The 17295-nt window shown below is 64.9% G+C and carries 16 protein-coding genes; 12 read left to right on the top strand and 4 right to left on the bottom strand.

Annotated elements, in window-relative coordinates; translation table 11 throughout:
- Nucleotides 1–75: 75 nt before the first annotated feature.
- Genes AC3CB8_RS03310 through AC3CB8_RS03300 form a run of 3 tightly spaced genes read left to right on the top strand, consistent with a single transcriptional unit; the run spans nt 76 to nt 5871 of the window.
- Nucleotides 76–1119, top strand: a complete 1044-nt coding sequence (locus tag AC3CB8_RS03310) for an ImuA family protein (RefSeq protein WP_023774503.1) — start codon at nt 76–78, stop codon at nt 1117–1119.
- Nucleotides 1061–2539: a DUF6504 family protein gene (locus AC3CB8_RS03305; protein WP_352563935.1), complete on the top strand. Its 1479-nt coding sequence runs from the start codon at nt 1061–1063 to the stop codon at nt 2537–2539. The genes AC3CB8_RS03310 and AC3CB8_RS03305 overlap by 59 nt, the downstream gene beginning before the upstream one ends.
- The gene (locus AC3CB8_RS03300; protein ID WP_352563936.1) at nt 2536–5871 is read left to right on the top strand and encodes an error-prone DNA polymerase; all 3336 of its coding nucleotides are present in this window, start codon (nt 2536–2538) and stop codon (nt 5869–5871) included. The genes AC3CB8_RS03305 and AC3CB8_RS03300 overlap by 4 nt, the downstream gene beginning before the upstream one ends.
- A gap of 84 nt (nt 5872–5955) precedes the next feature.
- Here the strand turns inward: AC3CB8_RS03300 and AC3CB8_RS03295 are convergent, their stop codons facing one another.
- Nucleotides 5956–6123 (bottom strand): hypothetical protein, encoded by a 168-nt coding sequence (locus AC3CB8_RS03295; RefSeq protein WP_023774506.1) that lies wholly within the window; start codon nt 6121–6123, stop codon nt 5956–5958.
- 281 nt (nt 6124–6404) lie between these two features.
- Between AC3CB8_RS03295 and AC3CB8_RS03290 the strand changes: the two genes are divergently transcribed.
- Complete coding sequence (locus tag AC3CB8_RS03290) at nt 6405–7325, top strand: SMP-30/gluconolactonase/LRE family protein (RefSeq protein ID WP_023774507.1); 921 nt, start codon at nt 6405–6407, stop codon at nt 7323–7325.
- A 162-nt stretch (nt 7326–7487) separates the two neighbouring features.
- Nucleotides 7488–7697, top strand: coding sequence for a tautomerase family protein (locus tag AC3CB8_RS03285; protein ID WP_023774508.1), 210 nt, complete (start codon nt 7488–7490; stop codon nt 7695–7697).
- Nucleotides 7698–7735: 38 nt separating this feature from the next.
- Here AC3CB8_RS03285 and zapE read toward each other — a convergent pair whose 3' ends face one another.
- The 3 genes from zapE to AC3CB8_RS03270 all read right to left on the bottom strand — a co-directional run bounded on the left by zapE (nt 7736) and on the right by AC3CB8_RS03270 (nt 10157).
- The gene (gene zapE, locus AC3CB8_RS03280; protein WP_352563937.1) at nt 7736–8944 is read right to left on the bottom strand and encodes a cell division protein ZapE; all 1209 of its coding nucleotides are present in this window, start codon (nt 8942–8944) and stop codon (nt 7736–7738) included.
- A 91-nt stretch (nt 8945–9035) separates the two neighbouring features.
- Nucleotides 9036–9575 (bottom strand): protease inhibitor Inh/omp19 family protein, encoded by a 540-nt coding sequence (locus AC3CB8_RS03275; protein ID WP_023774510.1) that lies wholly within the window; start codon nt 9573–9575, stop codon nt 9036–9038.
- Between the two features lie 138 nt (nt 9576–9713).
- Nucleotides 9714–10157, bottom strand: coding sequence for a VOC family protein (locus AC3CB8_RS03270; RefSeq protein ID WP_023774511.1), 444 nt, complete (start codon nt 10155–10157; stop codon nt 9714–9716).
- A 215-nt stretch (nt 10158–10372) separates the two neighbouring features.
- Here AC3CB8_RS03270 and AC3CB8_RS03265 point away from each other — a divergent pair, with 215 nt between their 5' ends.
- The 7 genes from AC3CB8_RS03265 (at nt 10373) to AC3CB8_RS03235 (ending at nt 17277) form a co-directional block, all read left to right on the top strand.
- Nucleotides 10373–11383 carry an MBL fold metallo-hydrolase gene (locus AC3CB8_RS03265; RefSeq protein ID WP_023793612.1) on the top strand — a complete coding sequence of 337 codons (1011 nt, stop codon included), beginning with the start codon at nt 10373–10375 and terminating at the stop codon, nt 11381–11383.
- 80 nt (nt 11384–11463) lie between these two features.
- Nucleotides 11464–12030: a hypothetical protein gene (locus AC3CB8_RS03260; protein WP_352563938.1), complete on the top strand. Its 567-nt coding sequence runs from the start codon at nt 11464–11466 to the stop codon at nt 12028–12030.
- A 177-nt stretch (nt 12031–12207) separates the two neighbouring features.
- Complete coding sequence (locus tag AC3CB8_RS03255) at nt 12208–12369, top strand: DUF1328 family protein (RefSeq protein ID WP_015315001.1); 162 nt, start codon at nt 12208–12210, stop codon at nt 12367–12369.
- A 93-nt stretch (nt 12370–12462) separates the two neighbouring features.
- A complete protein-coding gene (dapF, locus tag AC3CB8_RS03250; protein WP_023782135.1) occupies nt 12463–13347 on the top strand; it encodes a diaminopimelate epimerase in 885 nt (294 codons plus the stop codon).
- Nucleotides 13347–14660: a tRNA (N(6)-L-threonylcarbamoyladenosine(37)-C(2))-methylthiotransferase MtaB gene (gene mtaB / locus AC3CB8_RS03245; protein WP_352564046.1), complete on the top strand. Its 1314-nt coding sequence runs from the start codon at nt 13347–13349 to the stop codon at nt 14658–14660. Before dapF ends, mtaB begins: the two co-directional genes overlap by 1 nt.
- A 12-nt stretch (nt 14661–14672) precedes the next feature.
- On the top strand, nt 14673–16547 hold the full coding sequence (ftsY, locus tag AC3CB8_RS03240) for a signal recognition particle-docking protein FtsY (protein WP_352563939.1): 1875 nt from the start codon (nt 14673–14675) through the stop codon (nt 16545–16547).
- A gap of 55 nt (nt 16548–16602) precedes the next feature.
- Nucleotides 16603–17277, top strand: a complete 675-nt coding sequence (locus tag AC3CB8_RS03235) for a septation protein A (protein WP_352563940.1) — start codon at nt 16603–16605, stop codon at nt 17275–17277.
- Nucleotides 17278–17295: the final 18 nt, after the last annotated feature.

Genomic DNA, 17295 nt, shown 5'->3' with positions numbered 1-17295 from the left:
TCTGCTTGACTCTTCCGATCCCCTCTGGAATCTATAGGAACATAACAGGAACAATTGTGAGTGAAGCTGACCGTCATGGCGATGACCGCCGTGGCGCGGGAGACTGTTTTTGCCCTGCGCCGCCAGATCGCGAAGATCGAGGGAACACTGCCCGAGCGCCTGCAGGCACCGGCTGGCGCGCCCCTTGATGCTGACGCCGGCAGCGATCTGACGATCGTCCGGCGCGGCCTTGCCGCGGCCTTGCCGGATGCTTTCCTGCCCATTGGCATCGAGCGGCTCGATGCCGCGCTCAGCGGCGGCCTGCCGAAAGCCGCCCTGACCGAAATCCATGGCCTGGAAACCCGCGATGCAGGAGCCGTCGCCGGTTTCGCCCTGTCGATCGTCAGCCTGATCCTCAACCAGGCGCAGGGGCTGCCCATCCTGTGGATCGGGACATCGGAAATTTTCCACGAGGCCGGCTTTCCCTATGCCAGGGGGCTGCATGCCTCGTTCGGCATCGAGCCCGGGCAATTGCTGTTTTCCGAGGCGCCCCGGCTTGTCGATGCGCTGTGGATCGCCGAGGAGGCGGCCCGGATGACCGCGCTTGCCGCCGTCATCCTAGAGATCCGCGGCAATCCGCAGCGGCTGGACCTGACCGCGACACGCCGCCTGCATGCGCGGGCGCAAGGTGCCGGCCGGCCGGTGTTCCTGCTGCGGCAAGCGGCCGAGCCCGAACCGACGGCGGCGCCTGTTCGTCTGATTGTCGCGTCGGCGCCGGCCGTGCCGCGCGAAACAGTCGCCGGGCCGCTCGCCGGCTCGATCGGCCACCCGGCCTTCACCATCAGCATCGGCAAGAGCCGCACGGCCCTGCCTGGACAATTCACACTGGAGTGGAACCCCGATGAACGCAAATTCGATGAAAGAAGGGGCGAGGAAAGGCGCAGGGCGAGCAACGAATGGGCAGAGAATCCTGTCCCTATGGTTTCCCTATCTCGCGACAGAAAGGATCCTGCGGCAGCGTCTGGGGAAATCCTGGCGTTCCCGGCCGTCGGATCATCCGCAGCTATCTCACCCACCGCTCGTGATCAGCCATCGCCAGGGCAACGCGCAGCGCATCTCGGCCCTCGACGCGCGGGCTGAGGCGCTGCACCTGAAGCGCGACATGGGGATTGCCGATGCGCGCGCCATGCATCCGTCGATCGACATCGTCGAAGCCGATCCGGAGGCCGACCGGCGCCTGCTCGAGGGCCTCGCCGACTGGTGCGACCGCTACACGCCGCTGGTGGCGCTGGACGGCATCGACGGCCTGTTCCTCGACGTCACCGGCTGCACCCATCTGTTCGGCGGCGAACGCGCCATGCTGGACGAAATCCTGTCGCGCTTCTTCCAGCAGGGTTTCGACGTCCGCGGCGGGCTTGCCGGCACGCCCGGAGCGGCCTGGGCGGCGGCCCGGTTTTGCGGCGACCGCATCGTTCCATCAGGCGAGGAGGAAGCCTTGCTTGCCCCCTTGCCGCTGGCCGCCGTTCGCATAGCGCCGGAAACCCGTACTAGCCTGGAAAGTGTGGGGCTGCGCACGGCGGGCGCCGTCATGGCGGCGCCGCGCGCGCCGCTCGCCCGCCGGTTCGGCGCCCTGCTGCTCCAGCGCCTCGACCAGGCGCTTGGCCGTCTCGACGAGGCGATCTCACCGCGTCTTCCCGTCGCGCCGCTTTCGGTCGAACGTCATCTCGCCGAGCCCGTCACGCTGACGGAGGAAATAGAACGGCTGGTGGGCATGCTGGCGACGACCTTGAAGACCGACCTCGAACGCCGCGGCGAAGGCGCAAGGAGCCTGGCACTGCTGCTTTTTCGCGTCGACGGCGCCGTCAGCCGCATCGCGCTCGGCACCTCGCGGCCGATGCGCGAACCCTTGCTGGTCCGGAAATTGTTCCATGAAAGGCTGGCGGCACTCGAGCAGCATATCGATGCCGGATATGGCTTCGACCTGGTGCGCCTCTCGGTGCTGGCCGTCGCCGCTTTCGACATGCAGCAGGCCGATCTGACCGGCGAAGCGGCCGATGACGGCGCCGACATCGCCTTGTTCGCCGACCGTATCCGCGCCCGCCTCGGTGAGGGCGCGGTTCTGCAGCCGGTTCCCGTGGAAAGCCATCTGCCGGAACGCGCCGTTGCCATCATTCCCTTCACCGAAGCCCCGCGCCGGACCACGCCACCCAAGAAGCCGGACAGGATGCAGGCGCCGATGACCATCTTCCCGCCGGAACGACCGATCCGGCTGTTCCGTTCGCCCGAGCCCATCGAGGTGCCGGCCACCGAAATGCCGGAGGGACCGCCGCTGCATTTCCGCTGGCGCCGCGCGCTTTATCGTGTGACGCGCGCCGAAGGTCCGGAGCGCATCGCCGCCGAATGGTGGCGCGAGGCGCCGGGCGATGCGGCGGCATCGACACGCGACTATTTCCGCATCGAGGATGCCGGTGGCCGCCGCTACTGGCTGTACCGGCAAGGCCTTTACGGCGGCGTCTCGCAGATCCCGCCGCGCTGGTTCATGCATGGGGTCTTCGCATGAACGCGCTGACCGTCATCCCCTATGCCGAGTTCGGCATCCAGTCGAATTTCTCCTTCCTGCGGGGCGCCTCCAAGCCCGAGGAGCTGGTGGTCGCGGCCAAGCTCATGGGCTTCTCCGCGATCGGGCTCGCCGACCGCAATAGCGTCGCCGGCGTGGTGCGCGCCTGGCAGCAGGCCAAGGTCGAAAAGCTTGCCTACCATCCCGGCTGCCGGCTGGTTTTTGGCGACGGCACGCCGGACATTCTCGCCTATCCCAGGGACCGCGCGGGCTGGGGCCATCTGTGCCGCATGCTCACCCAGGCCAATCTGCGTGACGAGACCGAAAAGGGCGCCACCCTGCTCCGGCGCGACGACCTGCTCGAATGGGGGGACCGGATGTCGCTGGCGGTCCTGCCCGATCTGGCGGCCGGCGCGCAAGACAGTCTGGCTTTGCTCCGTGAATTCAAGGATCGCTTCGGCAGGGCCCCGCGGCTCGGCGTCTCACCCTGTTATGCCGGCCATGATCGCTTCCGGATCGAGCAGGCGGCGGCGTTCGCCGAGAGCAGCGGCATCCCGCTGATGGCGACCAACGATGTGCTCTACCACACGGCCGAACGGCGCCCGCTGCAGGATGTGCTGACCGCGATCCGCCTCAATGTTCCGGTCGCCGAGGTGGGGCTGGAGCTGTCCGCCAATGCCGAACGCCATCTGAAGCCGCCGCAGGAAATGGCGCGCCTGTTCCGCCGGTATCCGCAAGCGCTGGTGGAGACGCTGCGTTTCGGCGAAGAGCTGACCTTCTCGCTCGGCGATCTTCAGTACAATTATCCCGACGAGCCGACGGAATCGGGTCTCGGGCCGCAGGCGGAGCTGGAGCGACTGGCTCGGGAAGGTGCAGCCGGGCGCTTTCCCGGCGGTATCCCCGCCAGCGTGATAAAACGAATCCAGGAAGAGCTCGTCCTGATCGAGCGGCTGAATTACGCCCGTTATTTCCTGACCGTCCATGACATCATCAAATTCGCCCGAGGCGAAGGCATTCTCTGCCAGGGCCGCGGCTCCGCGGCCAATTCGATCATCTGCTTCTGCATTGGCATTACCGAGGTCGGGCCGGACAAGATCGACACGCTGTTCGAGCGTTTCATTTCCGAGGAACGCAACGAGCCGCCGGATATCGACGTCGACTTCGAGCATGAACGGCGCGAAGAGGTGATGCAGTACATCTATACAAAATACAGCTCCAAGCGCACGGCGCTCGCCGCCGCCGTCATCAGCTATCGCGGCCGCTCGGCGCTGCGCGAAGTGTCGAAAGCGATGGGCCTTTCGGAGGATGTCAGGGCGTCTCTCTCCGGCTCGATCTGGGGCTGGTCGACCTCGGAACTCGGCGAGAAGGAAGCCAGGGCCGGCGGCCTCGACAGCAGGGATCCGGTATCACGGCATGTGATGGAACGCGCCAACGAGATCATGGGCTTTCCCCGCCACCTCTCCCAGCATGTCGGCGGCTTCGTCATCACCAAGGACCGGCTCGACGAGATCGTCCCCATCGTCAAGACGGCGATGGACGAGCGCAAGATGGTCGAATGGGACAAGGACGATCTCGATTCGGTGAAAATCCTCAAGGTGGATATTCTGGCGCTCGGCATGCTGACCTGCCTCCAGCGCGCTTTCACCTTGCTCGAGACCCATTACGGCGTGAGAGACGATTATGGCAGGCCATTGACCCTGGATACGATCGCCAAGGAGGATTCCCGTGTCTACGACATGATCTGCCGTGCCGATACGCTCGGCGTCTTCCAGATCGAATCGCGTGCTCAGATGTCGATGCTACCGCGTCTCAAGCCGCGCGAATTCTACGACCTCGTCATTGAGGTGGCGATCGTACGGCCGGGCCCGATCCAGGGCGACATGGTGCACCCCTATCTGCGCCGGCGGCAGGGCAAGGAAAAGCCCGAATATCCCAAGGCGGAGCTGAAAGAGATTCTCGGCAAGACGCTGGGCGTGCCGCTGTTTCAGGAGCAGGCGATGAAGATCGCCATCGTCGCCGGCGGCTTCAAGCCGGGCAAGGCCGATGAACTGCGCCGTGCCATGGCCACCTTCAAGCGCACCGGCACGATCGGCAATTATCGCCAGCAGATGATCGACGGCATGACAGGTCGAGGCTACGAAAAGGACTTCGCCGAGCGCTGTTTCAAGCAGATCGAGGGCTTTGGCGAGTATGGCTTTCCCGAAAGCCACGCCGCTTCCTTCGCCCTGCTCGTCTACGCCTCCTGCTGGTTCAAGACCTTCTATCCGGACGTGTTCTGCGCCGCGATCCTGAATTCGCAGCCAATGGGCTTCTATCAGCCGGCGCAACTGGTGCGCGACGCCCGCGACCATGGCGTCGACATCCGCGAGGTCGACGTCAATTTCTCCGTCTGGGACTGCACTTTGGAAAAGGCGCTTTTCGACCCGGCCCGCCTCCTGCCGCGCCATGCCGAAATGCGCGGTGTCATCGAGACGAGGCATGCGGTGCGGCTCGGCTTCCGGCAGATCAAGGGACTTTCCAGGGAACGCATGGAGATTTTCGTCGAGCGGCGCGGCGCCGGCTACTCGACGGTCCGGGATGTCTGGCTGCGCTCCGGCCTCAATGTCGACGAGATCGAGAAATTGGCGCAGGCCGACGCCTTCCGCTCCATCGGCCTCGACCGCCGCGCGGCACTTTGGGAGGTCCGCGCGCTCGACGGCAAGAGTGCCGCCGAGAAGCTGCCGCTGTTCGACCAGCCGGCGCTCAGCCTGCGCGAGTTGGAGCCTGAAACGAGGCTGCCGAAAATGCCGCTCGGCGAGCATGTCATCCATGACTACCGCTCGCTCGGCCTGTCGCTGAAGGCGCATCCGGTCGCCTTCCTGCGCGAGCGGCTCGACCGCGCCGGCATCACTCCCAATGCGAGCCTGCCTTCCGTGCGCGACGGCAGGCGGGTCTGCGTTGCCGGACTGGTGCTGGTGCGCCAGCGCCCCGGCAAGGGCAACGCGATCTTTCTCACGCTCGAAGACGACAAGGCCGTCGCCAATGTCATCTTCTGGGAAAGGACCTTCATCCGTTTCCGGCCCATCGTCATGGGTGCCCGGTTTGTGAAGGTCACCGGGAAACTGCAGTCGGAATCAGGTGTCGTCCATATCGTCGCCGAAAAGATCGAGGACCTGACGCCCTGGCTGACCGTGCTGCTGGAAAAGGTCGGTGCGACCGCACTGCCGGCCGCCGATCCTTCGGACCGCTCCGGCCAACCCGAAATACGGCCCGCGATGCTGAAAGACGGACAGGATCTCGCAATGCTGTCGGAAGAGGCGGAGAGGGTCATGCCCAAAGGGCGTAATTTTCAGTAGGCCCGACCCACCTTCGTCACCCACGGGCAGAGCAGGAGCGAAGCTCCGTGGGTGCGACCCGAGACGACAAACGCTATGGGTTGCTCAGCCGTAGATCTGCTTGTGGATCTGGTAGAGCATTTCCGAGCGGTCGGCGCGCATATCGGCCAGATCGCGGCTGGAGAAGCTGTCGATTTCGGCGACGAGACGATTGTAGTGCTTGCGCTTGGCGATGCTGCTGCGAGCGCGGGTCATGAGGTCGTTGAAGATCATAGCAAGGTTCCTTCTGTGCCGCATTCGGCGCGGCCGTTTATTCCTCCCTTGATCGGTACGGATCATGACATAGGAATGGTGCGTTGCAAAAAGAAGATGTTGCAATGCACCATTGCAGCCAGCGCATAGCCGGTTAATGGCTCCCTAAGGTCTGGGACGACGCGGCCTGGCCGGCCGGCGAGCCGCCTTCCGTTTTGTCTTACAAATTAGCGTTACCCTGTCTTGCCAGATCGATTGCGGGCTGGCTTGATCCGGTGTCACCGATGACTGGGAGGAAATGCATGGCGGCCGCAGACTATTATGAGGTTCTCGATCCACGTTTCGGGCGCCTGTTCAACGGCAACGCGCAGGTGGAGAAGCTGTTCACCGGCTGCCGGTGGGCGGAAGGGCCGGCCTGGTTCGCCGCTGGCCGCTATGTCGTCTGGTCGGACATTCCGAACAACCGCATGCTGCGTTACGATGAGACGGACGGCAGCGTCAGTGTCTTCCGTCAGCCGTCCGGCAATTCCAACGGCAACACCGTCGACCGGCAAGGCCGGCTGGTCACCTGCGAGCATTCGGGCCGCCGCGTCAGCCGCACGGAGCATGACGGCTCGATCACCACCATCGCCGCCAAATGGAAGGGCAAGCCGCTGAACTCGCCCAACGACGCCGTGGTGAAGTCCGACGGCTCGATCTGGTTCACCGATCCGACCTACGGCATCGACACCGACTATGAGGGCGATAAGGCCGAGAGTGAAATCGGCGCCTGCCATGTCTACCGGGTCGATCCCGATACGGGCGATATCGAGGCTGTCATCACCGACATGGTCAGGCCGAACGGCCTTGCCTTCTCGCTAGACGAAAGCCTGCTCTATGTGGTCGACACCGGCCGCACGCATGGCGCCGAGAACCCGGCACATATGCGGGTGTTCAACGTCGGCAAGCACGGCAAGAAGGTTTCCGGAGGCAAGGTGTTCGCCGACTGCACGGCCGGACTGTTCGACGGCTTCCGGCTCGACGCCGATGGACGTATCTGGACGAGTGCCGCCGACGGCATCCATTGCTACGATCCCGACGGCACGCTGATCGGCAAGGTCAAGGTACCGGAGGTGACCGCCAATTGCGTTTTCGGCGGCGCCAAGCTGAACTGTCTCTACATCGCCGGCACCACCTCGCTTTATTCGGTGCGGCTGATGGTGAACGGGGCCAAGACCTATTGAGCCTGCTGGAAACGCTTCTCTGGCGGCCCTTAGTGGCCGTTTTGCGGATAGCCGCTGCGCCCGCTTCGCCGGGGCTTCCGGAGCAACCATCCTGCGGTTCGCCGGAGCGGAGTTCGAAGCCGGCTCTCGGCGGTATCAGACACAATTCAAGAGGAGGGCGTCATGCCATTCGTCAACATCCGCATCGTCAAGGAAGTGATCGCCGCCGATCCGGCAGGCAAGAAGGCTGACATCGCCAGGAAAGTCACGGCGGCCATCATGGACGCCACCGGGCTGGGCAATGACGACGTTTGGGTCGTCTTCGAGGAGGTCAACGCCCGCGACTGGTATGTCGGCAAGACCGACGTCGAGACGTTGAGAGCCAAGAAGTAATCCAAGGCGCGATGAGCGCTGCAAATCCTGGGCTCTGCTCAGGAAGGTGAAGGTGCGGCCGTGCCTCCGCCGACCCTACTTTCACCCGTCCGGCGCTTCGCCCAGCTCTCCAGCCAGTCGCGGCTTTGCATCTCGATCAGCCGCGATGCGGTTCGCTCGAATTCGAACACCTCGACGCCGCGCTTGGCCACATAAAGCGCGTGCGGTAGCGCGTCGGCGCTCACCACCAGCCGCGTATGATGGTCGTAGAGCGTGTCGATCAACAGGATGAAGCGTTTGGCCTCGTTGCGCTTGCCTTCGCCCAGCACCGGCACACGGTCGATGAAAACAGTTGAAAACCGCCCGGCGATCGCCAGGTAATCGCGCGCGCCGAGCGGCTTTTCGCAGAGGTCGGCGAAGGTGAAACGCGCCGCGTCACCAGCGGCGGCCGGCACCACCACCTTGCGTCCCTTCAGCGTCAGCGAGGTCTCGGCCGTCGGCGCCCCGCGCGTCATCGCCTGCCAGGCCTCGTCGAGCGCCTGGTCGGCCGCCGCATCGGCCGGCGTGACATAGACCGGCGTACGGGCGAGCTTTTCCAGCCGGTAATCCTTGTCCCCGTCCAGCGACAGCACCTGTGCGTGGCGTTCCAATATGGCGATGAACGATAGGAAAAGTTGGCGGTTCAACCCGTCACGGTAAAGATCTTGCGGCGCCACGTTCGAGGTGGCGACCAGTACGACCCCATTCGCAAACAGTGCCGAGAACAGCCTGGACAGGATCATGGCGTCGGCTATGTCGGTGACCGAGAACTCGTCGAAACACAGCACCCAGGCCTGCTCGGCGAGCGCCTTGGCCACCGGCGGGATCGGATCGTCTTCCCTGACCGTGCCTTCCTTGCGCGCCTGCCGGTGTTTCTGGATACGGTCCTGCACGTCGGCCATGAAGTCGTTGAAATGCACACGGCGCTTGCGCCTGACCGGCAGGAGCTCGAAGAACATGTCCATCAGCATGGTCTTGCCGCGGCCGACGCCGCCGTGGATGTAGAGGCCCTTGACCGCTTCGTGCGTCTCGCGCTTGCGGGCAAACAGCCAGCCCAGTGCACTGGACTTGTGCGCCAGCCGCTTGGCCGAGATCTCGACGGTCAGCCGGTCGAGCGCGGCGGCGATCTCTTCCTGCGCGGCATCGCGCTCGATCGCGCCTGATACCACCAGATGGTCGTAGCGCTGCCGGACGGTCGGATGGGTCTGGAGGCCGTCACGCAGATGCATCGATCACGTCACTATTCAGAGCAGGATACCCAGGGAAGGGGGTGCCGAGATTGAGGTCACGCCGCCGGCATCACCTGGATATCGGCATGTCCTACCTCGTAAGCGAGATCGGTTGCCCGTTGGAAGTCTGGCCGTCGAATTTCGAGCCGCCCGACGAATAAAGCCGCGCCAGCGAACCGCCATTCTCGTCATAAAGCGTCAGCTGCTTGCCGGCGACGTTCCACGACTTGATGCCGTCGATCGGCGCCGGGCAATGCAGCGGCCCGGCGCGGAAACCGGCGCCGAACTTGGTCTGCGGCGTCGCCACCTTGCAGCTCTGGCCGGAGACGCTGACATTCCAGACACCGGCGACGGCCGCCGCGCTGAGATCGGCGGCACCCGCTGGCGCCGCGCCGTCCGGCGGCAGCGAAGCAACCTGCGTGTTGGCCGGCGCGGTCGGGAACTGCGACGGGTCGGTGGTGCCGGGCGAGGCCGGCGGCGGCAGCTGGTTGGAACTCACCTGGCCAGCGGGGGCTGGCTGCAGCGGCGCCGGTTGCTGGTCGTCCATCGACGAGAAGCGTGAGGTTGAGCAGCCGCTCGCAACGATTGCCGCCAGGGATACGGCCACCAGGCCGCCTTTCGAAAAATTCATTACAACCTCCGTCGGATCCGGCTGGGGGGAAGCCGTCCGCGCAATCTCACCTCCACCAAGATGGAGAAGGTGGCGAAATTTCAACCCGATATGGTTAAAATAGGGTTTGCGGTATGAATCGTTGCAAATTTGTCGCACTCACCCGGCGAGCGGCGCACTCGGCACGAACACATATCCGTCCGGTCCGACGATATAGCACTCGCGCAGACCATGCGGCTTGTCGATCGCGCCGGCCAGGACGATGTGGCCATGCTCCAGCGCCGCCGCCTCGATCGCGTCGGGCTCCGCGCCATGGAGACGCAGTTCGATGCCGGCACCGCGCGTCTCCGCACCCGCGATGGAGCCCGTCATGGGATTGTCGAGATAAGAATGGTCCGCATGCAGCATGAACACAGATCCCAGAAGCTCGATCGCGGCGAAATCCTCGTCGGCATAGACGATGCGGGCGCCAAGCACGTCACCGCAGAAGGCTACCATCGCCGCCATGTCCGATACCAGCAGATTGACGCCGATGCCGCGCGGCAGCGAGCGACCGAAATCCTCGGCCTTCATCCAGGGTGTCTTCGTCCGCTTCATCGCCATGGCGTCTTCCTCCTGATGCCGCGATCCTAGCCGAGACCGCCTTGCCGCCCTTGGCCTTCGGCCGGCAAACGCTTGCGCCAGCCGCGTCAGGGCTTATGTCTATGGCCAATTCCCGGAAAGGTGTGTGGCGCTTTCCCGGGAAAAACGCGCAGCCCTTTCCCCCTGGGAATTGCGTGAAAACAAAGAATTCACCGAAACCCCCCGGAGCGCAGACCTTGGCCGCCAGAAAGAAAGCCGCCAACCGCTACTACAGTGGCCCGCCCAGCGACCATTTCGACGGCAGCCTGTTCTTCAATCCCGGCGGCCGGATGCCCGGCCCCTTCAAGGATCTGCTGAAATGGCAGTTCAGCGGCCAACGCTCGAAATGGCCTGCTGCCAGCCCGAGCCCCTTTGCGCAGGCAAAGCCGGCCGCGACTGTCGAAGGCGCCGATCTGAGCGTGACCATGGTCGGCCATTCGACCTTGCTGATCCAGACCGCCGGGCTGAACATCCTTACCGATCCGGTTTGGTCGGAGCGCACGTCGCCGTTCTCCTTTGCCGGACCCAGGCGCGTCAATCCGCCGGGTATCGCCCTTGGCGATCTGCCGGCGATCGACCTCGTGCTGGTCAGCCACAACCACTATGACCATCTCGACCTTGCCACGCTGAGGCAGTTGCAGGAGAAGCACGATCCGCTGGTGGTGACGCCGCTCGGCAATGATGCCATCATCGCCGCCGCGGTGCCCGGCACGCGGCTTTCCGCGCATGACTGGGGCGACAGGGTCGATGTCTCCAACGGCACCGCGATCCACGTCGAACCAGCGCATCACTGGTCGGCGCGCGGGGCTCGCGACCGGCGCATGGCGCTGTGGGCAGGCTTCGTCATCGAGACGCCGGGTGGAAAAATCTATTTCGCCGGCGATACAGGCTTCCACGGCGGCATCAACTACCGGCTGATGGCGGACAGGCATGGCGGCTTCCGCTTCGCCATACTGCCGATCGGCGCCTACGAGCCGCGCTGGTTCATGGCGCCGCAGCACCAGAACCCCGAGGAAGCGGTCCAGGGCATGGCGTTGTGCAACGCGGCCTTCGCCGCCGGCTGCCATTGGGGCACGTTCCAGCTCACCGACGAGCCGTTCGACGAGCCTGCCCGGAAGCTGGCCGAGGCGCTGGACGGCCGAGGCATCCCACAGGAGCGCTTTCGCGCCTTGCGGCCCGGCGAGATCTGGGAAGTGCCCCGGATATGATCGCCTCGATGGCTGGAATGACCGTTTACGCTGCCATGGTTTTCGCTGATGGTCATCCCCGGACAGGATAGGGGAATCAGATGAAGTCAATCATGGCAGGTCTTTTGGCGCTGGTGGTCTCGGTGCCGGCGGCTTTCGCGGGCGAGATCAGCGATCGGGCGGCCGAGGCCGAGAAGCTGCTCCAGTCGGGTGATGGCGCCGGTGCGCTGGAGAAATTCAGCAGCGCCCAGGAAGCGCTCTGGCAAGCGATGCCGCTTGGCGTCCTGAACGTCAAGCAGGTCGACACCGCCTGTGGCTTCGGTATCTACAGCGAGCGCGCAAACCACATATACAAGCCCGGGGAGAAAATCGTGCTGTACATGGAGCCGGTCGGCTACGGCTACGGCAAGGACGGCCTCGGCAACAGCATTATCGCGCTTTCTGTCGACATCACCGTCGTGTCGGCAGCCGGCGAAAAGCTCGGCACAATGGAGAAGGTCGGCCGTGTTCAGATCGCCTCTCGCTCGCACAATCGCGAACTGTTCTTCAAACTCGACCTCTCCCTCGACGGCCTGCCGGCCGGCAAATACCGGTGCGACTTCGTCATGCATGACGAGAATTCGAGCAAGACGGCTCCCTTCAACACGGATATCGAGATCGCCGGCTGAGGCGATGCCGGGAAAACCACGATGTCCAATGGAGACGGCTCCGGCGCGGGTCATCCGTTCGACTGGCGCCGACTGAAACCACACACTGCAAGCGCTATCTCCCGGCCCCGGGAACCCAAAGCACGACAGCCGCGTTTTTCAACCGGTTTCAATGTGTCCGGCTTGCGAGGCGTTCCCATGCTCAAATGGATCATCATTCTCCTGATCATCGCCGCCGCGGCGAGCCTGCTCGGCATGCCGGCGCTGGCGGGCGCGGCCGCCACTGGCGCGCGCATTCTCATCGGCATCGTACTCATCATCTTCCTGTTGATCTTGCTTGGGGTCTTTGCAGTGACGTAAGTCCGTCGCCTTCGTCGTGAAAGCGGCTGCGCACTGGTAATTCCTGCCCGTTTCCGCCATATAGCGCCGAACGGACATGGAAATTTCGGAGCAATGGCAGGCACGGCCCCTTTCGCCAAGATGAACGGCATCGGCAACGAGATCATCGTTGCCGACATGCGTGGCCGTGCGGATCGGGTGACGGCCGCGGCTGCCGTCGCGCTCAATGCCGATGCCTCGACGCGGTTCGACCAGATCATGGCGATCCACGACGCCAGGACGCCGGGCACCGCCTATTTCGTCGACATCCTGAATTCCGACGGCTCGGGTGCGCAGGCCTGCGGCAACGGCATGCGCTGTGTCGTCCAGGCGCTGGCCGCCGAGACCGGCGAGAAGACCTTCACCTTCGAAACCGTGGCCGGGATCTTGAATGCCCGCGAACACGCGGACGGCTCGATTTCGGTCGACATGGGCACGCCGCGCTTCGGCTGGCGCGACATTCCGCTGGCCGAGGAGTTCCGCGACACCCGCATGATCGAATTGCAGGTCGGCCCGATCGACGCTCCGGTGCTGCATTCGCCTTCGGCCGTCTCGATGGGCAACCCACACGCCATCTTCTGGGTCGACGCCGATGTCTGGACCTATGAACTCGACCGTTTCGGCCCGCTGCTCGAAAACCATCCGATCTTTCCCGAGCGCGCCAACATAACCATCGCGCAGGTGACCTCGCCCGACAGCATGATCATCCGCACCTGGGAGCGTGGCGCCGGCCTGACCAAGGCCTGCGGCTCCGCCTCCTGCGCGGCTGTCGTTGCCGCCGCGCGCACCAGGCGCACGGGCCGCAGCGTCAACCTTTTGACCCCCGGCGGCGGCACGCTGCATGTCGAGTGGCGCGAGGACGACCACGTCATCCTGACCGGCGCGGCCGAGTGGGAATTCTCCGGCAGCTTCGATCCGTCGACCGGACAATGGGCCCGCGACACCGAAAGCGCGGCGTGATGTCAGCTCTGGCCAAGGACGTCGACGTGGCGAAGCAGCCCGGCCGCATCGACGTGGTGACTTTCGGCTGCCGTCTCAACACCTACGAGTCCGAAGTGATGCGGCGCGAGGCCGAAAATGCGGGCCTCGGCGGCGCCGTCATCTTCAACACCTGCGCCGTCACCGGCGAAGCGGTGCGCCAGGCCAGGCAGGCAATCCGCAAGGCGCGCCGCGACAACCCGGCCGCGCGCATCATCGTCACCGGCTGTGCCGCGCAGACCGAGCCCGAAAAATTCGCCGCCATGGACGAGGTCGATCTCGTGCTTGGCAATGAGGAGAAGCTGAAGGCCAATTCCTATCGCGCGCTGCCGGATTTCGGCGTCAACGACACCGAGAAGGCGCGCGTCAACGACATCTTTTCGGTGCGTGAGACCGCCGGCCACATGGTCGACGCCATCGAGGGCCGGGCCCGTGCGTTCGTGCAGGTGCAGAATGGCTGCGACCACCGCTGCACCTTCTGCATCATCCCCTATGGCCGCGGCAATTCTCGTTCGGTGCCGATGGGCGCCGCGGTCGAGCAGGTCAAGCGACTGGCGGGCAATGGCTACGCCGAGATCGTGCTGACCGGCGTCGACATGACGTCTTTCGGCGCCGACCTCCCAGGCGCGCCGAAGCTCGGCAAGCTGGTGAAGACCATCCTGCGTCAGGTGCCCGACGTACAGCGGCTCAGGCTGTCCTCCATCGATTCGATCGAGGCCGACGACGACTTGCTCGATGCGCTGGCCACAGAACCCAGGCTGATGCCGCATCTGCATCTGTCGCTGCAGTCGGGCGACGACATGATCCTAAAGCGCATGAAGCGCCGGCATCTGCGCGATCAGTCGATCCGCTTTTGCGAGGATGTGCGCAAACTGCGGCCCGGCATTGTTTTCGGCGCCGACATTATCGCGGGTTTCCCGACCGAGACCGACGCCATGTTCGAGAACTCGGAAAAAATCGTCGAGGAGTGCGGCCTGACCCATCTCCACGTCTTCCCGTTTTCGCCGCGCGAAGGCACCCCCGCCGCGCGCATGCCGCAGCTGCGTCGAGAGCTGGTCAAGCAGCGCGCCGCCCGGCTGCGCGCCGCCGGCGAAGCGGCCTACCAGCGCCACCTATCCTCGCTCGCTGGCAGCCGTCAGTCGGTCCTGATCGAGCGCGACGGCCTTGGCCGCACCGAAGGGTTCACGCTTGCCGCACTCGGCACCGGCGCGCCCGGAGAGATTGTCGAGGCTGATATAACCGGCCACGACGGGATCAGGCTGTTAGCCGCCCCCCTTCCCGCCCGCGCCGCCTGAGAACACAAAAGCATGGCTGGTTTTTTCAAGAAGATATTTTCGTTCGGCAAGAAGGAGGTCGTCGAGGAGCGCATCGACGAGACCGCTCCGCTGCCCCCGATCAAATGGGACCAGCTCGACGCGCTGAAACCGGCGGCCGAGCAGGCCGTGCCGGAGTTTTTGAAGCGCGAGCAGCCTGCGGCGGAAGCCGCGCCGGCGACCGTGCCCCACCCTCCCCGTGAGGAGGTAAGGCCAGCGCCCGCCGAGGAGCCGACGCCAGAGCCTGCCCCGACCATTCCGCCTACGCCGGAGCCGACCGTTCCAGCTGAGCCGGAACCTTTGCCGGAACCCCAGCCGCAGGAAGAACCCGCGCCCGAGACGCCTGCCGAGTCGCCTGCGCCGGACGAGGTCCCGCCGGCCGTCGTTCCGGAGCCCACGCCCGAGCCGCGGCCGCCGGAGATCCCGCCGGCGCCGTCGGAGCCGGAGATCGTTCCTTCGCGTCCCGAGAGGCGACCGGAACCCGCGCCCGTCGAAGCGCCGACGCTGCCAGTCGAAGTGCCGGCCGAGGTGCCCGCCCCGATCGAGGTGCCGCCGGCGGCGCCGGTTGAAGTGCCGCCGTCGGCGGCCGCCGTCGAGCAGCCTTCAAAGGCCGTCGCTGCCCCTCATCCGCCTGCCGGCACCTTCTCCCCGTATAGGGACGGGGCGAAGGAAGGGGCTTCAGCGCCGTCCTCGCCCGGTTTGCGGGGAGAGCATGAAGGACAGCGCGGACTTGTCGTCAAAGCGACGCTCGAAGCGCCACCAGCTGAAATCGCCCCGCCTATTCGCCAGCCTGCACCGGTCGAGACGCAGCCGGTCGTTGCCGAGGTCGCGCCCGAGCCTCAACCGGTCCCGCAGCCCGCCCGGGAGCCAAAACCCGTTCCCGGCAGGGTGACGGTCGCCAGGAAGGTCGAGCAGAAGGCCGAGCCGCAGAAGGCGCCGGAACCGGCGCCGAGGCAATCCTGGTTCCAGCGCATGCGGGACGGGCTAGCCCGGTCCTCGCGCGAACTGACCGGCAACATTGCCGGCGTCTTCACCAAGCGCAAGCTGGACGAGGAGACGCTGCAGGACCTGGAGGACGTGCTGATCCGCGCCGATCTCGGCGTCGAAACGGCGCTGCGCGTGACCGATTCACTGGCCGCCAGCCGCTACGGCAAGGATGTTTCCGATACCGAAGTGCGCGCCGTCATGGCGGCCGAGGTGGAGAAGGTGCTCGCCCCGGTCGCGAAGCCACTCGAGCTCGACCTCTCGCACAAGCCGCATGTTATCCTGGTGGTCGGCGTCAACGGCACCGGCAAGACCACGACCATCGGCAAGCTCGCCGCCAAGCTGACCGATGGCGGCCTGTCGGTGATGCTGGCCGCCGGCGACACGTTCCGCGCCGCCGCGATCGAACAGCTGAAGATCTGGGGCGAACGCACGAAGTCGCCCGTCATTGCCTCCAAGCTCGGCGCCGACGCCGCCGGTCTCGCCTACGATGCCTTCGAACGGGCAAAAGAAGCCGGCTCCGACGTGCTGATCATCGACACCGCCGGCCGGCTGCAGAACAAGACCGAACTGATGGCGGAGCTGGAAAAGATCGTCCGCGTGCTGGGCAAGCTCGATCCCGAAGCGCCGCACACCGTGCTGCAGACGGTCGACGCCACGACCGGCCAGAACGCACTCAACCAGGTCGAGATCTTCCGCAATATCGCCGGCGTCAACGGCCTGGTGATGACCAAGCTGGACGGCACGGCGCGGGGCGGTATTCTGGTGGCGATCGCGGCAAAGCATAAATTGCCGGTCTATTTCATCGGCGTCGGCGAACAGGTCGACGACCTCGAACCGTTTTCCGCAAGCGAGTTCGCCAGGGCGATCGCTGGAGTGGCTTGAACAGGCATGTTGCCGGAAGTGAGGCTTCCGGATGAGCGTGCGTTAGAAGGAAACCATGAACCCACCCATTGTCGAACGCGATCCGTCCGACCCGCAGAAAGAGAAGAAGGAAGGCATCAATCCCGTGCTCAAGCTGGCGCTGGAGCTTGGGCCGCTGCTCGTCTTCTTCTTCGCCAATGCGCGCGGCGAGTGGCTGACGCAGAAATTGCCCGTGCTGGCTGAATTCGGCGGCCCTATCTTCGTCGCCACAGGCCTGTTCATGGCCGCGACCGCGATCGCGCTGATCGCCTCATGGCTGCTCACCCGCACCTTGCCGATCATGCCGATGGTGTCGGGGGTCGTCGTCTTCATCTTCGGCGCGCTGACGCTTTATCTGCAGGACGACGTTTTCATCAAGATGAAGCCGACCATCGTCAACACGCTGTTCGGCGGCGTGTTGCTCGGCGGCCTGTACTTCGGCCGCTCGCTGCTCGGCTATGTCTTCGAGTCCGCATTCAAGCTCGATGCCGAAGGCTGGCGCAAGCTCACCTTCCGTTGGGGCCTGTTCTTCCTGTTCCTGGCCCTCGTCAACGAAGTCGTCTGGCGGAATTTTTCCACCGACGCCTGGGTTACGTTCAAGGTCTGGGGCATCATGCCGATCACGCTTCTGTTCACCTTCAGCCAGATGCCGCTGATCCTGCGCCACTCGCTGGACGACAAGGCCGGCGGCGAAGAGAAAGTCGGCAAATAAGGTTGCAAAGGGGAGAGC

Source organism: Mesorhizobium sp. P160927, from assembly GCF_057766385.1.
Note: the sequence above shows the minus strand (reverse complement) of the source record. Positions and strands in the feature narration are given on the sequence as shown.

Bases quoted from the DNA above. Each gene is read 5' to 3' on its own strand.
- ftsY (WP_352563939.1), top strand. From the start codon at position 14,673: ATGGCTGGTTTTTTCAAGAAGATATTTTCGTTCGGCAAGAAGGAGGTC.
- dapF (WP_023782135.1), top strand. From the start codon at position 12,463: ATGGCAGGCACGGCCCCTTTCGCCAAGATGAACGGCATCGGCAACGAG.
- AC3CB8_RS03255 (WP_015315001.1), top strand. From the start codon at position 12,208: ATGCTCAAATGGATCATCATTCTCCTGATCATCGCCGCCGCGGCGAGC.
- AC3CB8_RS03295 (WP_023774506.1), bottom strand. From the start codon at position 6,123: ATGATCTTCAACGACCTCATGACCCGCGCTCGCAGCAGCATCGCCAAG.
- AC3CB8_RS03235 (WP_352563940.1), top strand. From the start codon at position 16,603: ATGAACCCACCCATTGTCGAACGCGATCCGTCCGACCCGCAGAAAGAG.
- mtaB (WP_352564046.1), top strand. From the start codon at position 13,347: ATGTCAGCTCTGGCCAAGGACGTCGACGTGGCGAAGCAGCCCGGCCGC.
- AC3CB8_RS03310 (WP_023774503.1), top strand. From the start codon at position 76: ATGGCGATGACCGCCGTGGCGCGGGAGACTGTTTTTGCCCTGCGCCGC.
- AC3CB8_RS03260 (WP_352563938.1), top strand. From the start codon at position 11,464: ATGAAGTCAATCATGGCAGGTCTTTTGGCGCTGGTGGTCTCGGTGCCG.
- AC3CB8_RS03270 (WP_023774511.1), bottom strand. From the start codon at position 10,157: ATGGCGATGAAGCGGACGAAGACACCCTGGATGAAGGCCGAGGATTTC.
- AC3CB8_RS03275 (WP_023774510.1), bottom strand. From the start codon at position 9,575: ATGAATTTTTCGAAAGGCGGCCTGGTGGCCGTATCCCTGGCGGCAATC.
- zapE (WP_352563937.1), bottom strand. From the start codon at position 8,944: ATGCATCTGCGTGACGGCCTCCAGACCCATCCGACCGTCCGGCAGCGC.
- AC3CB8_RS03290 (WP_023774507.1), top strand. From the start codon at position 6,405: ATGGCGGCCGCAGACTATTATGAGGTTCTCGATCCACGTTTCGGGCGC.
- AC3CB8_RS03300 (WP_352563936.1), top strand. From the start codon at position 2,536: ATGAACGCGCTGACCGTCATCCCCTATGCCGAGTTCGGCATCCAGTCG.
- AC3CB8_RS03285 (WP_023774508.1), top strand. From the start codon at position 7,488: ATGCCATTCGTCAACATCCGCATCGTCAAGGAAGTGATCGCCGCCGAT.